The organism is Erwinia aphidicola, from assembly GCF_024169515.1.
In the GTDB taxonomy this organism is placed as follows: domain Bacteria; phylum Pseudomonadota; class Gammaproteobacteria; order Enterobacterales; family Enterobacteriaceae; genus Erwinia; species Erwinia aphidicola.
The window spans coordinates 3,732,035-3,756,643 of sequence record NZ_JAMKCQ010000001.1 but is presented as its reverse complement, the minus strand read 5'-3'; the positions used below and the strand labels follow the sequence as shown (position 1 = coordinate 3,756,643).

The 24,609-nt window shown below is 56.7% G+C and carries 23 protein-coding genes; 14 read left to right on the top strand and 9 right to left on the bottom strand.

Annotated features, from left to right (window positions below):
* Positions 1-90: 90 nt before the first annotated feature.
* The gene (locus tag J2Y91_RS17700) at positions 91-834 is read left to right on the top strand and encodes a YoaK family protein (RefSeq protein ID WP_253539118.1); all 744 of its coding nucleotides are present in this window, start codon (positions 91-93) and stop codon (positions 832-834) included.
* Between the two features lie 105 nt (positions 835-939).
* The gene (locus J2Y91_RS17695; protein WP_187498338.1) at positions 940-1,950 is read left to right on the top strand and encodes an alpha/beta fold hydrolase; all 1,011 of its coding nucleotides are present in this window, start codon (positions 940-942) and stop codon (positions 1,948-1,950) included.
* A 47-nt stretch (positions 1,951-1,997) separates the two neighbouring features.
* Here J2Y91_RS17695 and J2Y91_RS17690 read toward each other — a convergent pair whose 3' ends face one another.
* Positions 1,998-2,891, bottom strand: coding sequence for an ABC transporter six-transmembrane domain-containing protein (locus J2Y91_RS17690; RefSeq protein WP_048915786.1), 894 nt, complete (start codon positions 2,889-2,891; stop codon positions 1,998-2,000).
* A 104-nt stretch (positions 2,892-2,995) separates the two neighbouring features.
* On the opposite strand from J2Y91_RS17690, the gene J2Y91_RS17685 reads away from it, so the two are divergent.
* Positions 2,996-3,601, top strand: coding sequence for a TetR/AcrR family transcriptional regulator (locus J2Y91_RS17685; protein ID WP_048915785.1), 606 nt, complete (start codon positions 2,996-2,998; stop codon positions 3,599-3,601).
* Here J2Y91_RS17685 and J2Y91_RS17680 read toward each other — a convergent pair.
* Positions 3,598-4,047, bottom strand: coding sequence for a DUF4385 domain-containing protein (locus J2Y91_RS17680; RefSeq protein ID WP_253539116.1), 450 nt, complete (start codon positions 4,045-4,047; stop codon positions 3,598-3,600). The genes J2Y91_RS17685 and J2Y91_RS17680 overlap by 4 nt on opposite strands.
* A gap of 296 nt (positions 4,048-4,343) precedes the next feature.
* Here J2Y91_RS17680 and umuD point away from each other — a divergent pair, with 296 nt between their 5' ends.
* The 5 genes from umuD (at position 4,344) to J2Y91_RS17655 (ending at position 8,772) form a co-directional block, all read left to right on the top strand.
* Entirely contained in the window at positions 4,344-4,763 is a 420-nt protein-coding gene (gene umuD, locus J2Y91_RS17675) for a translesion error-prone DNA polymerase V autoproteolytic subunit (protein ID WP_133623831.1), read from the top strand.
* 2 nt (positions 4,764-4,765) lie between these two features.
* A complete protein-coding gene (gene umuC, locus J2Y91_RS17670) occupies positions 4,766-6,028 on the top strand; it encodes a translesion error-prone DNA polymerase V subunit UmuC (protein ID WP_133623832.1) in 1,263 nt (420 codons plus the stop codon).
* A 112-nt stretch (positions 6,029-6,140) separates the two neighbouring features.
* The gene (locus tag J2Y91_RS17665; protein ID WP_253539114.1) at positions 6,141-7,331 is read left to right on the top strand and encodes an MFS transporter; all 1,191 of its coding nucleotides are present in this window, start codon (positions 6,141-6,143) and stop codon (positions 7,329-7,331) included.
* A 107-nt stretch (positions 7,332-7,438) separates the two neighbouring features.
* A complete protein-coding gene (locus J2Y91_RS17660) occupies positions 7,439-7,741 on the top strand; it encodes an EthD family reductase (protein WP_133623834.1) in 303 nt (100 codons plus the stop codon).
* A gap of 467 nt (positions 7,742-8,208) precedes the next feature.
* Positions 8,209-8,772: a pentapeptide repeat-containing protein gene (locus J2Y91_RS17655; protein ID WP_253539112.1), complete on the top strand. Its 564-nt coding sequence runs from the start codon at positions 8,209-8,211 to the stop codon at positions 8,770-8,772.
* A 96-nt stretch (positions 8,773-8,868) separates the two neighbouring features.
* Here J2Y91_RS17655 and J2Y91_RS17650 read toward each other — a convergent pair whose 3' ends face one another.
* From J2Y91_RS17650 to J2Y91_RS17640, 3 genes are all read right to left on the bottom strand, one after another.
* Positions 8,869-9,150: a pentapeptide MXKDX repeat protein gene (locus J2Y91_RS17650; RefSeq protein WP_253539109.1), complete on the bottom strand. Its 282-nt coding sequence runs from the start codon at positions 9,148-9,150 to the stop codon at positions 8,869-8,871.
* A 61-nt stretch (positions 9,151-9,211) separates the two neighbouring features.
* Positions 9,212-9,994, bottom strand: a complete 783-nt coding sequence (locus J2Y91_RS17645) for a molybdopterin-dependent oxidoreductase (RefSeq protein WP_436232201.1) — start codon at positions 9,992-9,994, stop codon at positions 9,212-9,214.
* 18 nt (positions 9,995-10,012) lie between these two features.
* The gene (locus J2Y91_RS17640; RefSeq protein ID WP_253539104.1) at positions 10,013-10,630 is read right to left on the bottom strand and encodes a cytochrome b/b6 domain-containing protein; all 618 of its coding nucleotides are present in this window, start codon (positions 10,628-10,630) and stop codon (positions 10,013-10,015) included.
* Positions 10,631-10,780: 150 nt separating this feature from the next.
* Between J2Y91_RS17640 and J2Y91_RS17635 the strand changes: the two genes are divergently transcribed.
* Together J2Y91_RS17635 and J2Y91_RS17630 are read left to right on the top strand one after the other, a co-directional pair.
* Positions 10,781-11,509, top strand: coding sequence for a response regulator transcription factor (locus tag J2Y91_RS17635; protein ID WP_133623841.1), 729 nt, complete (start codon positions 10,781-10,783; stop codon positions 11,507-11,509).
* Positions 11,506-12,972, top strand: coding sequence for a sensor histidine kinase (locus tag J2Y91_RS17630; protein WP_253539101.1), 1,467 nt, complete (start codon positions 11,506-11,508; stop codon positions 12,970-12,972). Before J2Y91_RS17635 ends, J2Y91_RS17630 begins: the two co-directional genes overlap by 4 nt.
* Before the next feature lie 123 nt (positions 12,973-13,095).
* Here J2Y91_RS17630 and hemB read toward each other — a convergent pair whose 3' ends face one another.
* Positions 13,096-14,076, bottom strand: coding sequence for a porphobilinogen synthase (gene hemB / locus J2Y91_RS17625; protein WP_048915774.1), 981 nt, complete (start codon positions 14,074-14,076; stop codon positions 13,096-13,098).
* Positions 14,077-14,313: 237 nt separating this feature from the next.
* Between hemB and J2Y91_RS17620 the strand changes: the two genes are divergently transcribed.
* Both J2Y91_RS17620 and J2Y91_RS17615 read left to right on the top strand, forming a co-directional pair.
* On the top strand, positions 14,314-14,880 hold the full coding sequence (locus J2Y91_RS17620; protein ID WP_253539098.1) for an NADPH-dependent FMN reductase: 567 nt from the start codon (positions 14,314-14,316) through the stop codon (positions 14,878-14,880).
* Positions 14,881-14,966: 86 nt separating this feature from the next.
* Positions 14,967-16,301, top strand: coding sequence for a cation:proton antiporter (locus tag J2Y91_RS17615; RefSeq protein ID WP_253539534.1), 1,335 nt, complete (start codon positions 14,967-14,969; stop codon positions 16,299-16,301).
* A 10-nt stretch (positions 16,302-16,311) separates the two neighbouring features.
* Here J2Y91_RS17615 and J2Y91_RS17610 read toward each other — a convergent pair whose 3' ends face one another.
* The 3 genes from J2Y91_RS17610 to J2Y91_RS17600 all read right to left on the bottom strand — a co-directional run bounded on the left by J2Y91_RS17610 (position 16,312) and on the right by J2Y91_RS17600 (position 21,242).
* Positions 16,312-17,613, bottom strand: a complete 1,302-nt coding sequence (locus J2Y91_RS17610; protein WP_253539094.1) for a flippase — start codon at positions 17,611-17,613, stop codon at positions 16,312-16,314.
* 6 nt (positions 17,614-17,619) lie between these two features.
* Positions 17,620-18,597, bottom strand: coding sequence for a glycosyltransferase family 2 protein (locus J2Y91_RS17605; protein ID WP_133625081.1), 978 nt, complete (start codon positions 18,595-18,597; stop codon positions 17,620-17,622).
* Between the two features lie 1,061 nt (positions 18,598-19,658).
* Positions 19,659-21,242, bottom strand: a complete 1,584-nt coding sequence (locus tag J2Y91_RS17600) for a BCCT family transporter (RefSeq protein WP_253539091.1) — start codon at positions 21,240-21,242, stop codon at positions 19,659-19,661.
* 200 nt (positions 21,243-21,442) lie between these two features.
* On the opposite strand from J2Y91_RS17600, the gene betB reads away from it, so the two are divergent.
* Positions 21,443-22,912, top strand: coding sequence for a betaine-aldehyde dehydrogenase (betB, locus tag J2Y91_RS17595; RefSeq protein ID WP_253539086.1), 1,470 nt, complete (start codon positions 21,443-21,445; stop codon positions 22,910-22,912).
* Between the two features lie 19 nt (positions 22,913-22,931).
* Positions 22,932-24,608 carry a choline dehydrogenase gene (gene betA / locus J2Y91_RS17590; RefSeq protein ID WP_253539081.1) on the top strand — a complete coding sequence of 559 codons (1,677 nt, stop codon included), beginning with the start codon at positions 22,932-22,934 and terminating at the stop codon, positions 24,606-24,608.
* Position 24,609 lies beyond the last annotated feature (1 nt).

Below are 24,609 nucleotides of genomic sequence, written 5' to 3'. Positions count from 1 at the left end.
ATAACTCTAATTACCCGGTTATTATTGGCTTTCTTCTTACCCCACACACTACACTGATGACTGAACATCAAGGCAAATTAAGGGGTAGCCATGCTCAATATGATGATTAAGCGCAAGCGCGCCCGCTCCCACACTGAGGACCGCTGTCTGGCGCTGGTGCTGGCCACCAGCGCCGGGCTGCTCAATGCCATGGCGCTGGGTGCCTTTGGCTTCTTCCCGTCGCACATGAGCGGAAATACTTCGCAACTGTCGGCAGAAGTATCCAGTTTTAATGTGAAAGACCTGATACTTCTGATGTCGGTGATTGGTGCGTTTGTTCTCGGCTGTATTACCTGCCGGCTGATTGTTATTGGCGGAATTAAACACAATATCCGCACCATCTTCAGCATGGTGCTGCTGATAGAAGGGGCGCTGTTAATTGCCATCTCCGCTTTTGAGATGCTGTTTTACTCCCCGTTTAATAACCGGGAGGTGATCGTGCTGCTCGGCTTCCTGATGGGTATTCATAACGCTAACTCCACTCAGCTCTCCAACGGGCGCGTACGATCCACGCATATCACCGGCACGCTGACCGATGCCGGGATTGCGCTGGGTTCGGTGATTGCCACGCTGGCGCGCCGCGACGTTTCCAAACAGGTCACCACCCAGCGCAAGCAGTTCCTCACCCACCTGATCACCATCGTCTCCTTCCTGAGCGGCGGTATCGCCGGACTGCTGCTGTTTAACCTGTTCGGCTTTAGCGCGATGATTGCGGTCGGCGCGGGCCTGATGCTGGTGGCGCTTAGCTCGATTATCATTACGGTGTGGATGACCCGCCGTTTGAGCCTGGCTTAAACGCGCTTAGGTAAATCATTGTAACGACTGGCTTCAGTGCGAAAACTTCAGGGCAAAGCAGGCTATGCTATTGCCCCTACCCGCTGAATCTGATGGAGAAGATGGATGCCATTTTTGACCCGTTCATGCCTGCTGCTGGCCCTGGCCTTGTCCGGCAGCGCCGTTGCCGCCAGCCCGCAGCAGGGATACGGCCCGGAATTGCAGGGCTTTGAGTACCCTTATCCGCTTAAGCAGTTCAGCTTTGACTCGCAGCAGCAGTCGCTGAAAATGGGCTATATGGACGTGGCGCCAACCGGCAAGGCCAACGGCCACACCGCCGTCCTGATGCACGGGAAAAACTTCTGCGGTGCAACATGGGAAAGCAGCATCAAAGCGCTGAGCAGCGCCGGATATCGGGTGATCGCGCCGGATCAGATCGGCTTTTGCAGCGCCAGCAAGCCCGCCCATTATCAGTACAGCTTCCAGCAGCTGGCGCTCAATACTCACGCCCTGCTGGGCAGCCTCGGCATCGACAAAGCCATTATCGTTGGCCACTCCACCGGCGGCATGCTGGCGACGCGCTACGCCCTGAGCTATCCGCAGGCTACCGAAAAGCTGGTTCTGGTCAATCCGATCGGGCTGGAAGACTGGAAAGCCAAAGGCGTGCCGTGGCGCAGCGTCGACCAGTGGTATCAGCGCGAGCTGAAGCTGGATGCTGCAGGCATCCGCAAATATGAGCAGAACACCTACTACGCCGGGCAGTGGAAGCCGGAATACGACCGCTGGGTGGATATGCTGGCCGGGCTGAATAAGGGACCGGGGCACGAAATCGTCGCCTGGAACTCCGCACTGATCTACGACATGATTTTCACGCAGCCGGTGTTTTACGAGTTCCCACAGCTCAAAGTGCCGACCACGCTGATGATTGGCGATGCCGACACCACGGCAATTGGCAGCGATATTGCGCCGCCAGAGGTCAAAGCGAAGATCGGTCACTATAACGTGCTGGGCAAACAGGTAGCGAAGATGATTCCCGGTGCGCGGCTGATTGAGTTTCCCGGTATGGGCCACGCCCCGCAGATGGAAGACCCGACGGACTTCAACAGCAAGCTGATTAACGAGCTGAACCGCTCCTGAAAACAGACGCGCATCGCCATGCGGTGATGCGCGCGTCAACCTGCCGCTTACTCCAGCCCGGTATTCACGCGTTTGCCAATATCCTTCAGCTGAGAATATTTCTCCAGCAGCTGCGGGCCATCGTCGAGGCTCATGGCGAACATCCACATATAGGTCATCACCGAGTAGATGTGGCCCGCATCCGCCCCGCCCTTCAGCGTCATATACAGAATGGTCAGTGCAAACAGCAGCGCTGCGGCGCTACCAATTGCCAGATAGCCCCAGGCTTCGCGGTCCGACAGGCGGATGCGCAGCCCGGCCAGCACGCGGTAATGGCGCGTCAGCGCAGGCGTTTCGGCGTGGGTGACAAAGCGCACCTCTTTCTCCAGCCGGTCATTGAGGCGGCCAAACAGCCGCTCATTTTTGCGCGTGTAGCCGCGCAGAAACAGGCTGAAAAACGCCAGAATCACCAGACAGGCAATGCCGGTCCAGAACTCAATCGCCAGCAGCATCACCGCCGCGCCGGTAATCGACGCCACCGAGGTGATCAGCACCGGCAGGTGTTGCTCGAAGAAGTCGACAAACTCGCGCGACAGCGCCACGCGGGCGGCCACGGTCGACGGCGGATGGTTTTGCTGGCGCTGGGTGAGGATCACCGGCACCGCCAGCCCGGCATAGATGCGGGCAAAGGTGCGCGTATCCACGCTGCGGCGTGCGGCACCAATCGCCCACATGGTAAACACCATCGCCGCATACAGCACCGCATGCAGCGCCTGGCCGCTGAGAATGGCGTTAATGGCAAATCCGGCCGCCAGCGGATAGAGCAGATAGGTGACGTTTTCGGCAATCACCAGCAGCAGCGTGAGGATCAATTTTTTGCTGTGGCGGCGGCCAAGCAGTTTCAGCGTGGCGATCGCGCTGGCGGAAGTCGGTACGATTTCCGCAGTGGTACAGGTTTTCATCGGATTATTTTCTGGTAGGATTAGGCTTGAGCGGTTGCTCAAAAACCAGATGCAGTCTATTTGAGCAGTTGCTCAAAGTCAACATGGAGCCGTGGGAAGCAACAATGAAAGAGACCGCTGAAGTATTACGCGCCCGTATTCTTGATGGCGCAATTACGCTGTTTAGCGAAAAAGGCATTGAGCGCGTGACCACCCGCGAGCTGACCGAACAGCTCGGCATCTCGCGCAGCCACATCTATCACTACTTCCGCGACTGGGAAACATTGTGCAAAGAGGCGATGACGCTATTTATGCAGCGCGACCGCGTAGAGTTTGCTGATGAGATTGGCGCGCTCGAAGCGCGCTCACAGCTCAGCGCGTTTGTGCAAAACTACCTGCCCGCCGCACCGGACGCCAGCTGGTCGCTGTACAGCTCGCTTTGGCAGCTGGCGATCCGCGATGAGGAGTGGGCGCAGCTGGCGGAGGCGATGATGGCGCAGTGGCAGGCACTGCTGGCTGACATTATCGACCGCGGTATCACGGCCGGTCACTTTCGCCATCGTGATGCGCAGCGGGTGACGCGCCAGCTGTGGGCGATGCTCAACGGCTATGCCGACCAGCTGATTATCTCCCCATCCCCCGCTGCACAGCAGGCTGCAACGGCAGATATCAACGCGTTTATCACCGTTATCCTGGTCGCGCCCCCCGAACCCGTCGGCAAAGGGGCTTAGCCGAACTGCTGTTGATGCTTTTTGCGCCGCGCCAGGTAGTCTTTATCCTGGCGAATGCTGTCCCAGTGGGCTTTAAAAATGGCGGCGGCGGCGGCCTTCTCTTCATTCAGCTGATACGGCAATATCTCGCCCTGCGCATCATATTTACGCCCGCCTTTGTGGTTGGCGTAGCGCCTGGCGCGCGTATAGCCCATCTGAATAAACTTGCGTGCCATATCCATGCCGACGAAGTCATCATCGCGGCGATACGCTTCAAACAGCGCCATGATGGCGTCGGCAGAGATCTCCGCCACTTCGGGCGTTTTGAAGCGCCAGTGCGGCAGGATCTCACTTTTATACGGCTCAACCATCAGCACGCCCTGCTCCCCGCGCCCGACCTGGTACTGCTCCGGGTGTTTCCTGAAATCGATCTGGCTGAAATCGCGCTGGTAATCAAATTCCTTCATGGCTTCTCCTGATGATGAATGGCGTCCGTCAGCAGAGAGCATAGCCGCTGGCGGATACCCCTGCCATTGAGCGGCAATTGCCATCAGGCTTTCTGTTTCATCCATGAGTCGCCATACTGGATATTACCCGCGATATACTCCCACGTTATCCCTCTGAACCTCAGCGCTATCCTTTCCAGCATCACCTAAATTCCCCGCCTCTTCAGAGGCTTTCCAGAACCTGCGCGAAAGACGCTTGATCGATGGCGGCATTCAGTAATACTGTATATAAACACAGTAACATTGAGATTCAGACTATGCCGTTCATCCGCCCAGCCATCATCACCCCGGCTCTGCCGCTCCCGCTGTTTATCGAACGGGTGCCGTGCGGCTTTCCCAGCCCGGCGCAGGACTATGTTGAGGAGACGCTCGACCTCAACAAGCTGGCGATTAAACATCCGAGCGCCACCTACTTTATTAAGGTCAGCGGTGATTCGATGATTGGTGCGGGGATTGGCGATGGCGACCTGCTGATCGTTGACCGCTCGCTCGATGCCGTGCACGGCAACATCGTGGTGGCCGCCGTGGCGGGCGAGTTCACGGTGAAAGAGCTGCGCACCCGCCCCGTTTTGCAGCTGTTCGCCCACAACAGCCAGTACGCGCCGATCACCTTCCATAACGAGGAAGAGCTGGAAATCTTCGGCGTGGTGACCTTTACCCTGAAAGCGCATCAGTAGCCATGTTCGCCCTCGTTGACGTCAACAGCTTCTACACCTCGTGCGAGACGGTGTTTCGCCCGGATCTGCGCGGGCAGCCGGTGGTGGTGGTGTCGAATAACGACGGCTGCGTGATCTCGCGCTCGGCCGAGGCCAAAATGCTGGGGATCAAGATGGGCGCGCCCTACTTCAAGCTGAAAAACGAGCTGCACCGCCAGAAGGTGCACGTCTTTAGCTCCAACTACGCGCTGTATGCCGACCTCAGCAGTCGGGTAATGAATACCCTGACGGAGATCGGCCCGGCCATTGAGATCTACTCCATTGATGAAGCCTTTGTCGACGTCAGCGGCGTGAATAACTGTATGCCGCTGGACACCTTCGGCCACCAGATGCGCAACCAGGTGCTGAAAAACACCGGGCTGACCGTTGGCGTGGGGATCGGGCCGACCAAAACGCTGGCGAAACTCGCCAATCATGCGGCGAAAACGTGGAAAAAGACCGGCGGTGTGGTCGATCTGTCGAACGTCGACCGTCAGCGTAAGCTGCTGGCGCTGGTGCCGGTAGAGGAAGTGTGGGGCGTGGGGCGGCGCATCAGCAAAAAGCTTAATCTGATGGGTATTGAGAGCGCGCTGCAGCTGGCCGACTGCTCCAGCTGGGTGGTGCGCAAGCACTTCAACGTGGTGCTGGAGCGCACCGCCCGCGAGCTGCGCGGCGAACCGTGCCTCGGCATGGAGGAGTTCTCCCCCACCAAGCAGCAGATTATCTGCAGCCGCTCGTTCGGCCACCGCATCACCGCCTATGAAGAGATGCACCAGGCCGTCTGCGCCTATGCCGAACGCGCCGCCGAAAAGCTGCGCCAGGAAAAGCAGTTCTGCCGCTTTATCAGCGTCTTTCTGCGCACCAGCCCGCACGCGCAGGATGAGGTGTTTTACGGTAACCAGGCCGCCAGCAAGCTGCTGACGCCGTCGAACGACACGCGCGATATTATTCAGGCCGCCACCGACGCGCTGGACCGCATCTGGCGCGACGGCCACCGCTATATGAAGGCGGGCGTGATGCTGGCGGATTTTTTCAGCAGCGGCGTGGCGCAGCTGAACCTGTTTGACGACTGTCAGCCCAGGCCTGACAGCGCGGCACTGATGGCGGCGATCGACACGCTGAACCGCTCGGGGAAAGGCAAAGTGTGGTTTGCCGGCCAGGGGATTGAGAAAGCCTGGGCGATGAAGCGCGAGATGCTGTCGCCCGCGTATACCACGCGCTACGCCGATTTTCCGGTGGCGAAATAGGCGGATTCAGGGTGCAGGTTGCCGGGTGTAAGTTGCAGTGGAAAAATTCAGATATCCCCCCTATTGTCATCTCTCACCTTATTGCGTGTTCTTGCTTCACCCGGGGTTATGTATGAAATTACGTTCACTGCAAGTGCTCTGTTTGCTCAACTTTTTTATTGCCGACGTTCGCGACGGGCTGGGGCCATTCCTCGGGATATTTCTGGTCTCTCACCACTGGCAGGCGGATGATATTGGCCTGGTGATGACCGCCGGTAGCCTGGCGGGATTGCTGGCCACCTTCCCCTCTGGGATGATCGTCGACGCCACGCGTCACAAGCGCCTGTTACTTATCGTCTCGTCCCTGCTCATCACCCTGAGCACGCTGGCGCTCTGGTATTTTCCGACGCCCACCATCGTGATTGCATCGCAGATCGTCACCGGCTTAGCGGCCGCTATCGTCGCACCCGCGATTGCCGGTATCACCCTGGGGATCGGCGGCCAGCAGGCTTTCGTGCATCAAATGGGGCGCAATGAAGCCTTCAACCATGCTGGCAATATGACGATAGCCATCGTGGCCGCGTTCACCTGCTGGATTTGGGGCACCGGGTCCGTTTTCTTACTGATGACGGCGATGGCGGTATGCACCCTGATTTGTACCTCGGCCATCAACAAAGATGATATCGACCATAATGTGGCAAGGGGGAGTAACCAACAGGCAGGTGCGGCCGTTTCTCCCTCTTTGTTAGCATTGTTAAAACGGCCAGAATTGCTGGTTACAGGTTCCACGTTACTGCTCTTCCATCTGGCTAATGCGGCCCAGCTGCCGATGTTGAGCATGCAGATCGCCTCCTCTGGTGCTAAAGCGATGTTCACGCCAGGCACCTATGCCGCATTAACGGTGGCGATCTCGCAGGTGGTGATGATCCCCGCCGCATTGCTGACCGCGCGCTATGCCGCTCAGTGCGGTTATGCCAGGCTGATTCTGATTGCCCTCGTGGTGTTGCCAGTGCGCGCCGCGATTGCCTCTTTGTGGGGGAATGAGTGGGTGTTATTTCCTGTTCAGGTGCTGGACGGTGTCGCTGCGGGCATTCTGGGGGTTGCCGTACCCGGACTGATTGCTTCCATGTTCAACGGCTCAGGGCATATTAACGCCGCGCTGGGTTTAGTGATGCTATTTCAGGGGCTGGGCGCCTCACTCAGCCCGGCACTGGCCGGCGCCATCGTCAGCCATTCAACGTGGAGCCATGCCTATATGACGCTGGGCGGAATAGCCCTCTGCGCGCTGTTACTCTGGCTGATTTTTAGCAAACGGGTCTTATAAACAGGTCTTCGGTCAAACGCTCAGCCAAGCGCTCAATGCGCTAACCCGCTGCGCCCGCCCCTGGTTATACTCCTTCTCTTAGCCATCCTCTTCAAAAGGAATCTAGTGTGATCAAATTCAGCGTACTTTACCCGCGTAAGCCCGATGCCCATTTCGACCACGACTATTACCGCGATGTACACCTGCCGCTGCTCAAAGCGCGCATGGGCGATAAGTGTGTCGCCTATGAAATTGATACGCCGCTGGACAGCAGCGCGCCGTTTATTGCCGCCTGCCATGTTTACTGCAACAGCATTGAAGAGTTCCAGCAGGTAATTGACGCGCATGGTGCGGAGTTTGTCGCGGATGTGAAAAACTTTACTAACGTCGAGTCGCAGAAGATGGTGTCTGAGGTATTGCGCGTCGGATAAAACCCCGTGGGCGCGGTACTTCCCACGCCCACAAACTTACGCTGCGGCTCATAGTCTGTTAACCCATGCTTTCCTTCTGCTACAGTCCAGTCGTGGAAAGGTAGCTCATGTTCTCTTGGTAGTTGGTTGCGCCACAGTGATAAAGCGTGATCGGTACCACGCATAGAACTTCAATTATCAAAAAAAAACAGCATTAAACGCCATCTATCTATCGGCCTTTTTGTAACCATGCCGAATAATTCAACCGAAGCCACTCAATAAGATAATGATCTTGCCAGGAAAAACAGAAAATAAAAAGCCCCCAAAAGAGCCTATAAGAATCAATAAAATAATTTTTAATAATTCATCACATTAGAAACATTCAAAATATAAATTGACATAAAAACCAGGCAAAGTAGTGTTTAAGCGCTGGCTGGAAAATATGTGCAAGATGGCATTTATTAATGAGATAATGCCCAGGAGAAAAAATGATTGAGTACATACATCAAACCTACACAGGGCTGCAGGTCAGGGATGTCACCCAAGAAAACTGTACTTTCATTGACTGTGATTTCATCGGGTGCACCTTTGAAAAAATTCGTTTGCGTCAGTTTGAGTTCGAAAACTGCAGGTTTACAGATAGTTCAATCGGGCTGATAACTCAGTCATTTATGAGAATGAACGATGTCATTTTCCGCAATTGTTTTATTCAAGGGGTTTCGCTTAATGGTTTGACCATTCCGCACTCACTCTCCTTCTACGATTGCCGACTCAGCTTAGTCGATTTTATTAATCTGGCGTTGCAAAACAGTGCTTTCAGCAGCTGCTCCTTTAAGGAGTGTTCCTTTGAGGATTGCAATCTTAAGAAAAGCTGCTTTACGAATTCTGCCTTTTCATACTGCGAGTTTCGCCGAACAGATCTTTCCGACTGTGACTTTTCGGATACGGAAGGGCTCGATATTAATCATGAGATAAATATTATTAATAATATAAAGCTGCCTCAAACTGCAGGGAATAAAATCCTTAAGAGAATGGGTATTTCCATTTCATAACCCTGAACTAAAGGCATCTCTATTACAACAGCATCGAAGCATTCGGGTAAGTGGTAACGCGGACGGCACAGCATGAAGCCATCCGCGTTCGATCAATCACTGACTCATGGCATCCTTTTTCATGCCATCTTTGCTCATTGAATCTTTGCCCATGCTGTCTTTCTTCATCGCATCCTTCGACATTGCGTCTTTCTTCATGCCGTCTTTTTTCATACAGTCATGGCCCATCTTATCTTTGCCCATTGAATCCTTGCCCATACAGTCGTGGGACATATGGCTCATGCTCTCTTTCTTCATGCTGTCCGCTGCGTGTGCCGCCCCGCTCAGACCCATCATCATCACGCCAGAGATCATCACTGCATTGATTAACTTTTTCATGGTATTTCCTTAATAGTAAGAGTGCACAGAGTGTGCAGATAGAGCGTTGTTATTCGCGGCGTTAGCTGCCGCCAAACCAGTTGTAGCCCTGATCTTCCCAGTAACCGCCCGGGAAGGTGTTAGTCACTTCGATAACCTGAATATGCTTGGGATTCTTATATCCCAGCTTGGTGGGCATCCTCAGCTTCATGGGATAACCGTACTTTGGTGGCAGGATCTGCCCGTCATAAGTCAGCGCCAGCAGCGTTTGCGGGTGCAGCGCCGTTTTCATATCGATGCTGGTGTAGTAGTCGTCGGCACATTTGAAGCTGATGTACTGCGCGCTAAGGTCAGCGCCAATCAGCCGCAGGAAGTCGGCAAACGGCACCCCGCCCCATTTACCAATCGCGCTCCAGCCCTCGACGCAGATATGGCGCGTCACCTGGCTGACCTGCGCCATGTTGTACAGTTCGGGCAGCGACCAGCTGCGCTTATCGAGCACCTTTCCGGCGATGTTCAGGCGATAATCCTCGCCGCTAACCTGCGGAATATCCTCTTCGCCATAAAAGGCGTTGAAAGGAAACGGGCGCGTGATAGCCGATTCAGGGTATTCCGGCGCCAGCCGGTCACTACCGAACAGCCAGTGCTGCACGCGGTCGTTGAAGCCGGAAACCGAGTTCAGCGCCTTTTCGACTCCGGCGTTGTCGCTGATATCACAGCCGGTCAGCATCGCTACCCCACCGAGGGTTAACCCCTGGCGCAGAAAGCGGCGGCGTGAAGAGGACTCAAGCTGGCGGGCAATCAGCCGCTGCGCTTCTTTCACCACGTCCTGCGTCTCTGCGGGGCTGAATATCGTGCGTATCATCTTTTTCATCGTCTCTCCTTAACGTCCGCGCAGCATCGCCAGCAGCGTTTTCGGCACCACCGCGACCATCACCACGTGCAGCAGCACAAATCCCAGCAGCGAGGCCATCGCCAGAAAGTGCACGTAGCGCGCCGTGTCGTAGCCGCCCAGCAGCTCGCGCAGCAGCGGAAACTGCACCGACTTCCACAGCACCAGCCCGGAAAGCACCAGGATCACGCCGTCAAACATCACAAACAGATAGGCCAGCCGCTGCACCATGTTGTAGTGGCGCGGATCGCTGTGCTGCAATTTACCGCGCAGCGCGGCACCAAGGTCGGCCAGCAGCCCGTGCAGATTAAGCGGCCAAAATTTTCGCTTTATCCGCCCGCTGGCCACGTTCATCACCAGGTAAAACAGGCCGTTGAACCCAAACAGCCACATGGCGGCAAAGTGCCACTGCAGCGCGCCGCCGAGCCAGCCGCCAAGGGTGATTTCAGCGGGAAAGTTGAAATCAAACAGCGGTGAGGCGTTGTAAATGCGCCAGCCGCTGGTGACCATCATCAGCACCGCCAGCAGGTTAAGCCAGTGCGTCAGCCGTAGCCACAGTGGATGGATAATCTCAGGCCGGCTGCCTGCTTCCCCGGTTGACACGTTCATGATGTTTACCCTCAGCGACTCCGTTGCGATGAGGCAGTATTGCCCGGATAAGTTCCCGAAGACCTCACGCAGAGTTAAACAAAATGTGATAACTCCGCGGCAGGCGGGTGTGTAAACTGAGCGATATTAAGGCTGACAACGGCGGGCAGAATGGAAAACGGCAAACGTATTTTAATCGTGGAGGATGATGGCGATATCGCCGAGCTGCTGGGGCTGCATCTGCGCGACGAGGGCTACGAAATCACCCACGCTGCCGACGGGGATCGGGGGGCGGCACTGCTGGAAAAAGGCGGCTGGGATGCGCTGATCCTTGACCTGATGCTGCCGGGCGTCGACGGGCTGGAGATCTGCCGCCGGGCGCGCAATATGACGCGCTATACGCCAATCATCATCATCAGCGCCCGCTCCAGCGAAGTGCATCGCGTGCTCGGGCTGGAGCTGGGCGCGGACGATTATCTCGCCAAGCCGTTTTCGATGCTGGAACTGGTGGCCCGGGTTAAGGCGCTGTTTCGCCGCCAGGAGGCGATGAGCCGTAATCTGAAGATGGATGCCGGGACGCTGAGCTTCTCCGGGCTGCTGATTGATCCGATCTCGCGCGAGGTGATGCTAAATCAGCAGCCCATCGAGCTGACCCCACGCGAGTTCGACCTGCTCTATTTCTTTGCCAAAAGCCCCGGCAAAGTATTTTCGCGCCTCAACCTGCTGAATCAGGTATGGGGCTACGAGCACGAAGGCTACGAGCATACGGTGAATACGCACATCAACCGGCTGCGCATCAAAATCGAAGCTAACCCCGCCGAGCCGCAGCGCATTCTTACCGTCTGGGGCAAGGGCTATAAATTTGTCGCTGAGGCGCACGACGCCCGGGAAAACCTATGAAACGACTTACGCTCTCGCAGCGCCTGATGCTGGTGTTTATCGTGCTGCTGATCGCCTGCTGCGCCATCTCCGGCTGGCTGCAGGTGCGTTCCGCCAGTCAGTATAGCCAGGCCGTGACGCAGCGGCTGTCGGTTAACCTCGCCAGCCAGATCGTCAGTAACAACCCGCTGCTCAGCGCGCAGGGGCTGGATCGGGGCGCGGTCCACAAGCTGTTTGACCAGCTGATGGCGGTTAACCCGAGCGTGGAAGTGTATCTGCTGGACAGCAGCGGCAAGATCATTGCCAATGCTGCCCCAGCGGGAAAACTGCTGCGCCAGCAGGTTGATCTGGCTCCGGTGCACCAGCTGCAGGCCGGTGCGGCGATGCCGATCTACGGCGATAACCCGCGCGATCCCGCACGGCCGCAGGTGTTCAGCGCCGCGCCGTTGAAAATGGGCGACAGCGTGCAGGGCTACGTCTATATCATACTGCAGGGCGAGGAGTATTCGCTGCTGGCCAGCGCCGCGCAGCGCCACTCGGCGGTGCTGATGGCGCTGCGATCGATGGGGCTGGTACTGCTACTGGGTGGCATTGCCGGGTTCTTCGCCTTCCGCTGGGTCACGCGCCCGGTGCGCAGGCTGACTCAGCAGGTGGCCGGGCTGGACGATGACGGCATTGATGCCATCCGCGCCCTGGCTCATACCCCCCTGCCGCCGGGCAAACCGCAGGATGAGGTCGCGCAGCTGCAGCAGGCGTTTGTCCAGCTGGCGCAGCGTATTGACCAGCAGTGGCAGAGCCTGACGCAGCAGGATCGGCTACGGCGTGAGTTTGTCGCCAATATTTCCCACGATCTGCGCACCCCGCTCACTTCGCTGCACGGCTATCTGGAAACGCTGTCGGTGAAGGCCGATACGCTCAGCGTGGAGGATCGCCAGCGCTACCTTGGCATCGCGCTGGCGCAGAGTAAGAAAGTGGGCCGTCTGGCGCAGGAGCTGTTCGAACTGGCGCGGCTGGAATATGGCGTGGTGAAACCGCAAAAGGAGACGTTCTGCCTGAGTGAGCTGGTGCAGGACGTGATGCAAAAATTTGAGCTGACGGCTGAATCCCGCCACCAGCAAATCCGGGTAACTGGCGCGCCGGGCATTCCGCTGGTCACGGCCGATCTCGGCATGATGGAGCGGGTGCTGACCAACCTGCTGGACAACGCCTTGCGCCATACGCCAGAGCATGGGCTGATTGAGATTGAGATGACGCAGCAGGCTGGCAAAGTACAGGTTCAGGTCAATGACAGCGGGCCGGGGATAGCCGCTGAACTGCGCGAAGATCTGTTTGTGCGCCCTTCGCTGCTGAATGCGCGCAAGCATCGCGCTGGCGGGCTGGGATTGATGATCGTGCGACGCATTTTGCAGCTGCATGATAGCGATATTAAGCTGGTCGATCGCCCGCAACGCGGCGCCTGTTTCCAGTTTTTTGTGCCTGTATGAAAGACGGGTCAGGCAGGCGGGCTGACCGAAAAAGAGGGTCAGCCCCTACAAAGGTGGCCGTAGGGGCGATGGCATGCCTCGCCCGGAAAAGGGGTCAGGCATGCCTGACCCCTACCTTAATTTTCAGGAAAGGATTTTCTTCTCGGCAAGATCGAGCGCGAAGTAGCTGAAAATAATATCGGCACCGGCGCGTTTAATCGCCCCCAGGCTTTCCAGCGTCACATCGATCTCGCTGATGGCCCCCGCCTGCGCGCCGAACTTAATCATCGCGTACTCACCGCTTACCTGATACGCCGCCAGCGGCAGCCGGGTATGTTCACGCACGTCGCGCAGGATATCCAGATAGGCACCCGCCGGTTTCACCATCAGTGCATCCGCGCCTTCCGCTTCGTCGATCAGCGATTCGCGGATCGCTTCACGGCGGTTCATCGGGTTCATCTGGTAGGTTTTACGGTCACCTTTCAGCGAGGTGCCCGCCGCTTCACGGAACGGGCCGTAGAAGGATGAGGCAAACTTGGTGGAGTAGGACATGATGGCAGTATCGGTAAAGCCTGCCGCATCCAGCGCCTGGCGGATCGCGCCCACCTGGCCGTCCATTGCTGCAGAAGGAGCAATAAAGTCCGCTCCGGCTGCTGCCGCGACTACCGCCTGCTTGCCGAGGTTAATCAGCGTCGCGTCATTGTCCACGCCATGATCGTGCAGCACGCCGCAGTGGCCGTGGCTGGTGTATTCGCAGAAGCAGGTATCGGACATCACGATCATTTCCGGCACGGTCTCTTTACAGATGCGCGACATACGCGCCACCAGCCCGTTTTCATTCCAGGCATCGCTGCCGTCAGCATCGGTATGGTGAGAGATACCAAAGGTCATGATCGACCGCACGCCCGCTTTGGCAATGCGCTCAATCTCATACGCCAGGCGTTTTTCAGGAATACGCATCACGCCCGGCATCGCCATGATCGGCTTATAGTCGTCAATCTCTTCCTCAACGAAGATCGGCAGCGCCAGATCGTTCAGGCTAAGAGTATTTTCCTGGAACAGGGAGCGAAGAGAAGCGGTTTGACGAAGGCGTCTTGGGCGCTGAGCGGGAGAGTAAGTGGACACAACAACCTCAGTTTTAGCGGGTCATCCAGCGGATAAGAGAACTCCGTGGAGAGAAAGATGAATAGTGTGCTAACAGTATACTTCCGGGCGCCGGATGACAATCTTTGCGGGCTTTTCTGAACCTCACAACGGCACAGAATGCGCATAAGTATTTACAGATATTTCATAATAGCGCTTGTAAAATTAACGGGTTAGCGCTTTTATTGAGCAACCTACCGTCAATATAGGGAAACCACCATGAGTCATAACGCTCCCCTGAAGTTTGTTACTTTGCTCGGCAGCCTGCGGGCCGCATCAATGAATGCCGTTGTCGCTAACAGCCTGCCGCAGCTGGCTCCGGCCGGGGTAGAGATCAGCCCGCTGGGGTCGATTGCCGACTTCCCCCACTATGACGCCGATATCCAGGCGGAAGGTTTCCCTGAGGCCGTGCTGGCGATGGGGGCCGCCATTGCGGCGGCAGACGGCGTGGTCATTGTGATGCCGGAATATAACTATTCGGTGCCGGGCGCGCTGAAAAATGCCATCGACTGGCTGTCGCGCCTGCCGGATAACCCGCTGGCAGGGAAACCGGTGGCGATCCAGACCGCGTCACCGGGGGCCATTGGCGGTGCGCGTGCGCAGTATCATCTGCGTCAATCCATGGTGTTTCTTAACGCTCAGGTGCTGAATAAGCCGGAAATCATGATTGGCCAGGCCGCCACGCGTATTGATGTGGAAAGCGGCACCGTGACTGACGAAAGCACGCGTCATCACCTCAGCGCACAGCTGGAAGCGCTCGCCCTGCTGGCACGTCGCAACGACTGACTGCGCGCAAATGCGGCAGTCGTTTGTGCCGCTTCGCCATATTCCGTCCATACTGAATAGATTGCAAAATCGATTCAGGAGTAATGATGGGATTTCTTGGCTGGACCGCCGCCACCGGCGGTCTGTTATTACTGATGTCGCTGGCATCGGGCTGGATTACGCGCGGCCCGGTGACGGCGTTTGCTCTCTATTTGATTGCCGGTATCCTCTGCGGCCCGTGGGTGCTGGACCTGCTGCGTGTGGATATTGCTGCCCACGCCACGCTGGCCAAAAACCTGACTGAGATTGCCATGGCCGCCTCGCTGTTTATCACCGGGCTGAAGCTCCGGCTGCCGATCAAAAGCCCCGGCTGGCATATGGGGCTGCGTCTGGCGTTTCCAGGCATGCTGCTGACGGTGGCGGGCGTAACGCTGGCCGCCCACTGGCTGGCCGGATTCTCCTGGCCGCTGGCGCTGGCATTTGGCGCTATCGTCGCCCCCACTGACCCGGTGCTCGCCAGCCTGATTTCAGTCAACGACGCACGCGATAACGATAATCTGCGCGTCTCGCTCTCCAGCGAGGCCGGAATGAATGACGGCACCGCCCTGCCATTGCTGATGCTGGCGGTGGCGCTGCTGACCGGCAGCGGAGAAATGTCCTGGGGGTATCTCAGCCACTGGGCACTGGTCGACGTGCTGTGGGCGGTAGTCGGCGGTAGCGCTATCGGCTTTGTGCTCGGCAAGCTGATTGGGCAGTATGCCGCGCACCTGCGCCACACGCATCAGGATGTGGCCCCGAATGATTTTCTGGCGCTGGCGCTGATTGCCCTCAGCTACAGCGCCGCTCAGGCGCTGGATGCTTCCGGTTTTCTCGCCGCTTTCGCCGCCGGGGTTGGGCTGCGCCGAGCCGAAATGCGCGTGGTGCGCCATTTCCCGACCGAAGAGTTCCAGGATAGCGACTGTCATCCACCGGCTGAAGAGCTGATTAACCCCAACGCCCGCCATATGATTGAGGGCACCAATCCGGCCAGCTCTGCCGGGCTGGTGGTCAGCGATGCGCTCTCCTTCGGCGACACCATCGAACGGCTGTTTGCCGCGCTGATCATTATCGTGCTTGGGGTGACGCTGGCGCAGCACTGGAACGCGGACGGGCTGCTGCTGGCCGCGCTGCTGTTCCTGATTATTCGCCCGCTGTCGGTGTGGATAGCCACGCTGGGCATGCATACCCCGCGCCTGCAGCGCGCCACGATTGGCTGGCTGGGCATTCGCGGAATTGGCAGCATTAACTATATTGCCTGGGCCTATACCCACGGACTGTCGGGGGAGGAAGTGACGCGCATGGCGGATATGGCGTTTACGCTGATCGTCGCCAGCGTGGTGGTACACGGCATCTCGGTGACGCCGTGGTTGAACTGGCGTCAGTCACGTATCGATCGCAACTGACGCGAGTGATTCAGCCTGCGTGCTCGTTACCAGGCTGTTTAAAAACCGCAGGCCGGGCGAGATAGGTTTTCAGAATATCGTGTTTCACCAGCAGATAGATAATGCCGATAAAGATCAGGATTTCTGAAAACACCAGCGCACAGGCCGCGCCCAACGCACCAAACTTCCACGCCAGCAGGCAGCAGGCCGGGATATTAATCCCGCCAACGATAAACATCAGGTACATGCGCTGCTTGGTCAGGCCGTGCGGAATGAGGATCTGCAGGCCAGCCGGGTAGCTGATATTACCGAAGATAAAGCCACACACCGCCACCCGCAGCACGTCTGCCGACTCATGGAAGGCTGGCCCGAGCAGGATGCGCACCACAATATCGGCGAAGAAATAAGTGAAAATCACGATAAACAGGCTAAGCAGGAACGATAGCGTGATGCTCTTACGCGTGGCCGCGATTGCCGCTGCGCGGTCTTTGTTAAACAGATGGCTGACGCGGGGGAAGAAGGCGTTCCCGATCTGCTCCGGCACCGAGTTCGCGGCTTTTTTCAGGCGGTCTGCCCCGTTATACAGCCCGACCATATAGGTGCTGGTCATCGACGCTAAGATCAGCACGTTGATGTTGTTAAACATATTGGCGCCGAAAATTGACAGGAACACGTGCAGGCTGTCTTTCATGCGCTGCAAAATTTCCTGGGGCTGGAAGCGGTAGAAGCCGATGATATCCATCTTCACGACAATCGACAGCGTGATAATTGCGGTAACGAAAGCGACAACGCCCGGGATCAGCGCTGCCAGCCAGGTATCATCCGGGGTTTTTACCAGCAGGAAAGTCAGCGGGATAGAGGTCAGCTGACCAATCGTCGAGATAATCGCCGTCTTGCCCAGCTTCTCAAAGCCCTGCATAAGCCAGCCAAACGACAGCAGCTGACCGTACAACACCGTAGCGTTAGCCAGCACGATGTAGAACAGGTTATGCCAGGCCGGATTGAACCAGGTGACCATCAGCAGTACCGCCAGTGAGGCTGTGCCGAGCAGCAGCTTGGCGTTGAACGTCGACCAGAACAGCTCGGTGACTTTCAGCTTATTATCACGATGCTCTGCGATGTCTTTGGTGGTGTAAACGTTGAATCCCCAGTCGGAGATGGTACTGCAGTACATCACGCAGGCCAGGCCCAGCGCGAGTAACCCCATATGTTCAACGCCCAGGATGCGTGCCAGGTAAGGCAACGTCACCAGTGGGATGATGAAAGAAGCGCCACGGTAGGCCAGCAGTGAGAGAACATTTATTAACAAGCCTTTATCAATTACTTTTGCCATGAGTCTCTAACCTTGCGCCTTGCGAAGTCCTCGCTTTAATTTAATCAGATTAGAGTACAGTTCGGGTTGTTTTAACAATAGCCAGTTGCCTGTACCGCCCGGTTTCAGATTTTTCCCGAAATAATTAATCGCATTTTTAACGTAATCCGGCACCGGATTGTTGCTGGCGAGCGAAAGATTAATCATTAATTTGAAGGAGTGGATCAGATAAAGTCGACGCAATTCATGACGTTCTTCCATTCCGCTTGTCAACTTCATCAGCTTTTCATAGCAGGAGATAAAGGCATCATAACGCTGACGGAAGAAACTTTCCGCTTTGGCGCTATTGGTCAGTGAGCCCTGGCGAACGCGCTGACGATAATAAATATTGGTACTGACAAAGGCAATTCGACTGCAGAGGAATGCCCCCAGCGTGTAGCAATGGTCTTCATGCACCCGATGGATATATTTCAAATTGTGTTTCTCAATAACTTCCCTTTTAAGCACGTAGTTCCAGCTCGCCGAGGTATATCCACCATGGCTTAACAAATTGCGGAAAACCGTCGCCGGGCGCAGCAGACCAAACTGCTGATGCTGCACTTTTGGCCAGCTGCGTTCAGGGGCATTATCGGCAAACATTGAGGAGTTGAAGCAGAACAGTTCCAGCTCAGGATACTGGCTGTATGTCGCCTGTAACTCTGCGAAAAAGCCATTGGTAACAACATCATCTGGGTCGCAGCAAAAGACGAATGTTCCCTGTGCGAGGCTGATGCCGTAGTCACGGGCCTGGCCCGCGCCGCCATTGGACAGGGTGACAATTTTCACTCGTTCATCATTGCCGTAGGCCTGCTCGACGCGGGCCAGGGTGTCGTCGGTCGAACCGTCATTGACGATAATAATTTCATTGGGTGCCGCTAACTGCACCAGCAATGAATCAACGCACTCGACAATATAGTTAGCCACGTTATACGCAGGGATGATCACTGACAGCAATTTTTGAGTCATCACGTAAATCTCTTAATCTCGAAGTTAATTTAATTAACACCAGATAAAATAAAATATCAACGCCACTTTAATTCCTGCATGGGGTTTCGGATAAAGCCGATCTTTTTTAAGAAATCGCATAAGAATCAGATAAGAAACCCTAAAACATCCTCAGCAAAATCATTAGCGAGAAAACAAATAAACAGAGATTAAACGGCCCACGGATAATTACATCCATTTATTTAAAACGTAATTTATCGCTAATGATTACATTAAGGTTAACTTAAGGAAAAAATGGACGCGTTTTCTACTATTAACGTCCAGTAAACGAAAAGCGCCACCAGGAATATTCTTAGCTTGAATTTATTGCCAATGGTAAGCATGTAGTGAGGATATTCTTATTTCACGCGTTAAGGAGCAAAAGGTAAAAAAACAGGTTTCCTGAAAAATCTGTAGCTTAGCTCCTCTGACTGCTTCTCTCTCATCCTGCCCGCTCTTAGTTCATCCCGGTGTAATATTTACACTCTTTTCAGCATCAAGCAGAGAACGTCAACCCGCTGCGCTTGTAAACGCGGGTGATTCAGCACCGTTTAAAACAGATAATTCTCATAGATCTGACTTTTTTTAAGCAAAAAAAGCATCAGCCAGCGTGATGATAATCACACTTTCACCGCAAAGTGGCTCGGTCGTCAGATACAAACTCACACCCGGTTACCGTTTGCCGCCACAAACTCTCATTAGTAAAACCAGCTGATAAAGCGATCTCCCAGCGTCCGGGAGACAAAATCCCTGCTAATGATAAAATCCTTTAATAAGTTAATCCCAGGTTAACAAATTCATCATCGGGAGTTGCTACCCGCTGACTATCAACCGGCTTCAAAGGCCCGTCATTGCCGGGTTATGCTGACCTGTGCACGGACAGTCGCTGGCCGTCCTGCTGGCTTTAGGCGATGGGATCGGTGGTGAAGTGGCTCATGCGGTGGGGCTGGAGGTGACCGCTGAAGGAGTGGAAATCAGCGGTCAGTGAGTGTGCTGGCAAGGCGGGAGCTAGTCAGAGCCATGCCAGCCGGGTGAGACGGCGTCTAGTGGCTGACGTTGGCATCAGCCGGTGGCGGCGACAGCTTTTGCGGCTGCGCTTCCCGGCTCTTGCGCGTCAGGTCTTTATGCAGGCTGACCATATACAGCAGGATCACCACGGAGAACGGCACGCCGCAAATGACCACCGCCGTCTGCATCGCATTGAAGTTCCCGGCATACAGCAGCCCGGCGCAGACCAGAGTGGTCACCGCCGCCCAGAAGATACGTAACCAGGCCGGCGCATCATCGCTGGAGGTTCCACCCTTGCTGGAGAGGTTGGCGATCATCAGCGTGCCGGAATCGACCGGCGTCAGGAACAGCAGGAAGCTGATCACCACGGTAAAGCCAGACACAATGTGCGTGAACGGCAGATTCTCAAACAGTTTGAATATCGACATCGGCGGGTCGGTCAGCGCCACCTTTCCTAAAATCGCATCGCCGTGCTCCAGCACCAGACTGATGGCGGTATTGCCGAAAATGGAGAGCCACGCCAGGGTAAAACCGAGCGGGATCAGCAGCACGCCGAGGATCAGTTCACGAATGGTACGGCCTTTTGAGATACGGGCAATAAACAGCCCGACAAACGGCGCCCATGCCACCCACCACGCCCAGTAAAACAGCGTCCATGCGCCCTGCCACTTCTCCGCCTTACCATACAGGTAAACATCAAAGCTGCGGCTGACAATAGTGGAGAGATAGTCACCCACGTTTTGCAGCATGCCGTTCAGCAGGCTGAGCGTCGGCCCGCTCAGGAAGACAAACAGCAGCAGCAGGCAGAGGAAGCCGACGTTAATATTCGACAGCATGGCGATGCCCTTCTCAACGCCGCTGACCGCTGCAAAGGTTGCCACGATCATCATCACCACAATCAACCCCAGCAGCACACCCGGCGTTTGCGGCACGCCAAACAGATAGTTGAGGCCAGAGTTGACCAGCAGCGCGCCGATCCCGAGATTGGTGACCATCGAAATCACCGTGACCAGGATGCCAAAACTGTCCACCAGATGCCCGGGCCAGCCGTGAGTGCGCTCGCCAAACAGCGGATAGAGTGCGGAGCGCAGCGCCAGCGGCTGACCGCGGCAATAGGCGAAATAGGCCAGCGCCACGCCAATCAGCGCATACAGCGCCCAGCCGTGTAGCCCCCAGTGCAGGAAGGTGATCGCCATCGCCTGTCGCGCCGCTTCCACGGTGCCGCCTGCCCCTTCCGGGGGCTGCAGGAAATGGTCGAGTGGTTCATAAGCGCCGTAGTACACCAGCGCGATACCGATGCCAGAGGAGAACAGCATCGCCACCCATGACGGATAGCTGAACTGCGGGGGTTCCCCCTCTTTACCGAGCCGGATGTTACCGTGGCGTGAAGAGGCCAGCCAGAAAACAAACCCCATGCACAGCACCATCAGTAGCATGTAGTACCAGCCAAACACATCGGTTATCCACAGTTGCGCGTGGCTCAGCCACTGCTCGCTGCCTGCCGGGAACAGCACCAGCAGGATGCCGAGAACTAAAATCACCAGCGATGAACTGACAAAAACCGGCCGATTGAGGCTCACCGATTCATCTTGATGCGTATTGCGATTTTCCACTGTCATCCATCATTCCTTGTTCATCTCACAAACCATTTTGCAACATCTCATTATCAATTGAACATCATCTCATTGACATTGGGTGAGCCTATAGTATTTTAATTGAACGTTCAATCAATAATAAAACAGCCGATTCTTTCCCGTAATCTGCATCACAGATTGGGAGCACCGGGCAGCACGTAAGCCCCAACTTAAGGACAAGTCATATGGCTCAACTTCCCATTCAGAAACTGTATATCGATGGCCGCCTGACGGATGCCAGCGGCACAGAGACCTTCGAAACCATCAATCCCGCCACGGGGGAAAGCCTGGCGCAGGTGCAAATTGCTACTGCCGCCGACGTCGAACGTGCGGTGGAGAGCGCCGAACGCGGCCAGCGTATCTGGGCCGCCATGACCGGCACGGAGCGCGGGCGTATTCTGCTCAATGCCGTGGCACTGCTGCGCGAGCGCAATGCCGAACTTGCTCTGCTTGAGAGCCTGGACACCGGGAAACCGCTGTCGGAGACCACGGCCGTGGACATTGTTACCGGCGCAGACGTGCTGGAGTATTACGCCGGGCTGGCGGGTGCTATTGAAGGCGAGCAGTATCCGCTGCGCAGCGGCAGCTTCTTCTATACCCGCCGCGAACCGCTGGGCGTCACGGCCGGGATCGGCGCGTGGAACTACCCCATTCAGATCGCCCTGTGGAAGTCGGCCCCGGCGCTGGCTGCGGGTAACGCGATGATCTTCAAACCGAGTGAGATCACTCCGCTCAGCGCGCTTAAGCTGGCGGCGATTTACAGCGAAGCGGGCGTGCCGGACGGCGTATTCAACGTGTTGCAGGGTAGCGGCAGCACTGGCCAGGCGCTAACCGTTCATCCGCGCATTGAAAAAATCTCCTTCACCGGCGGCGTGCCGACCGGCAAGAAAGTGATGGCCGCTGCTGCGGAGTCCTCATTGAAAGAGGTCACCATGGAACTGGGCGGTAAATCGCCGCTGATTATCCTCGCCGATGCCGATATCGAACTGGCCGCCGACATCGCGATGATGGCGAACTTCTACAGTTCGGGACAGGTGTGCACCAACGGCACCCGCGTATTTGTCCCGCGCGCGCGCAAAGCGGAGCTGGAAGCGGCACTGCTCAAACGCGTGCAGCGTATTCGCCCGGGTGATCCGCTGGAAATGGACACCAACTTTGGCCCGCTGGCTAGCTTCGCGCATCGTGACAAGGTGCTCGGCTATATCGCTTCCGGCCAGCGTGAAGGCGCGCGCCTGCTGAGTGGCGGCGCGGCAATCACCGGTGGGATGTACGATGCCGGAGCCTGGGTGCAGCCCACCATCTTCACCGACTGTGAAGATAGCCACACCATCGTGCGCGAAGAGATCTTTGGCCCGGTGATGAGCCTGCTCAGCTATGACAGCGAGCAGGAAGCGATTCAGCGCGCCAACGATACCGTTTATGGCCTGGCCGCTGGGGTGGTCACGCCCGACCTGGCGAAAGCTCACCAGATTATCCACCAGCTGGAGGCGGGAATTTGCTGGATTAACAGCTGGGGAGAATCCCCCGCGCAGATGCCGGTAGGTGGCTACAAGCAGTCTGGCGTTGGTCGTGAGAACGGCTTAACCGCTCTCCACCATTACACCCGCATCAAGTCGGTGCAGGTCTCGATGGAACGTTATCAGTCAATTTTTTAATGAGTAAAGGGAAGTGACCATGAGCAATCGCAGGGAATATGACTACATCATTATTGGCGCAGGTTCTGCCGGCAACGTACTGGCCACCCGCCTGACCGAAGATCCTGAGGTGACGGTGCTGCTGCTGGAAGCTGGCGGCCCCGACTACCGTCAGGATTTCCGCACCCAGATGCCGGCGGCGCTGGCTTACCCGTTACAGGGCCGCCGCTATAACTGGGCGTATCTGACCGACCCGGAACCGCATATGAACAACCGCCGCATGGAGTGCGGGCGCGGCAAAGGGCTGGGCGGCTCGTCGCTGATCAACGGCATGTGCTACATCCGCGGCAATGCGATGGATTACGACAACTGGGCGCAGCAGGAGGGGCTGGAGAACTGGCGCTACCTCGACTGCCTGCCCTACTTCAAGATTGCCGAGCGGCGCGATATCGGCGGCAATGATTATCACGGCGATGCCGGGCCGGTCAGCGTCACCACGCCGAAAAGCAATAACAATATTCTGTTCCATGCCATGGTTGAGGCGGGCGTGCAGGCGGGTTATCCGCGCACCGAAGATCTGAACGGCTATCAGCAGGAAGGCTTTGGTCCGATGGACCGCACGGTGACGCCAAAAGGACGACGCGCCAGCACCGCGCGCGGCTACCTCGATCAGGCGCGTCCGCGCAGCAATCTGACGATTGAAGTCCATGCGCTGACCGACCGCATTCTGTTCGAGCAGCAGCGCGCCGTCGGGGTGCTGTGGCAGCAGAAAGATCAGCCGCAGCAGGCGTATGCGAAACGCGAAGTGCTACTGTGCGCCGGGGCGATTGCCTCCCCGCAGATCCTGCAACGCTCCGGTGTCGGCCCCGGCGCACTGCTCTCTTCGCTGGACATCCCGCTGGTGCTTGACCTGCCCGGCGTGGGTGCCAATCTGCAGGACCACCTGGAGATGTATCTGCAGTACGAATGTACGCAGCCGGTTTCACTGTCGCCCGCGCTGAAGCTGCACAATCAGCCGCTGATCGGCGCCGAATGGCTGCTGAACGGCACGGGAATTGGCGCCAGTAACCACTTCGAAGCGGGCGGCTTTATCCGCAGCCACGAAGAGTTTAGCTGGCCAAATATTCAGTACCACTTCCTGCCGGTGGCGGTGAACTATAACGGTTCAAACCCGATCCGCACCCACAGCTTCCAGGCACACGTTGGCTCAATGCGCTCCCCGAGCCGTGGCCGCGTGCAGGTGGTATCGAAGGATCCAAAAGCGCATCCGAGCATTCTGTTCAACTATATGTCGCACGAACAGGACTGGCGCGAGTTCCGGGCGGGGATCCGCATCACGCGCGAGATTATGCAGCAGCGCGCGCTGGATCCATTCCGTGGCAAAGAGATCTCCCCGGGCGCAGAGTGCGTCAGCGATGCGCAGCTGGATGACTTCGTGCGCCATCATGCCGAAACCGCCTACCACCCTTCCTGCTCGAACGCGATGGGCTATCACAATATGGCGGTGGTGGGTAACGATGGCAAAGTTCACGGCATTGAGGGGCTACGCGTGGTGGATGCATCGATTATGCCGCAGATCACCACCGGCAACCTGAATGCGCCAACGATTATGATTGCCGAGAAGATGGCCGATGTGATCCGCGGCCGTGCCCCGCTGCCAGCGGTGGAGGTGCCGTACTATCAGGCCAACGGCGCCCCGGTTCGCCAGCCTCGATAAA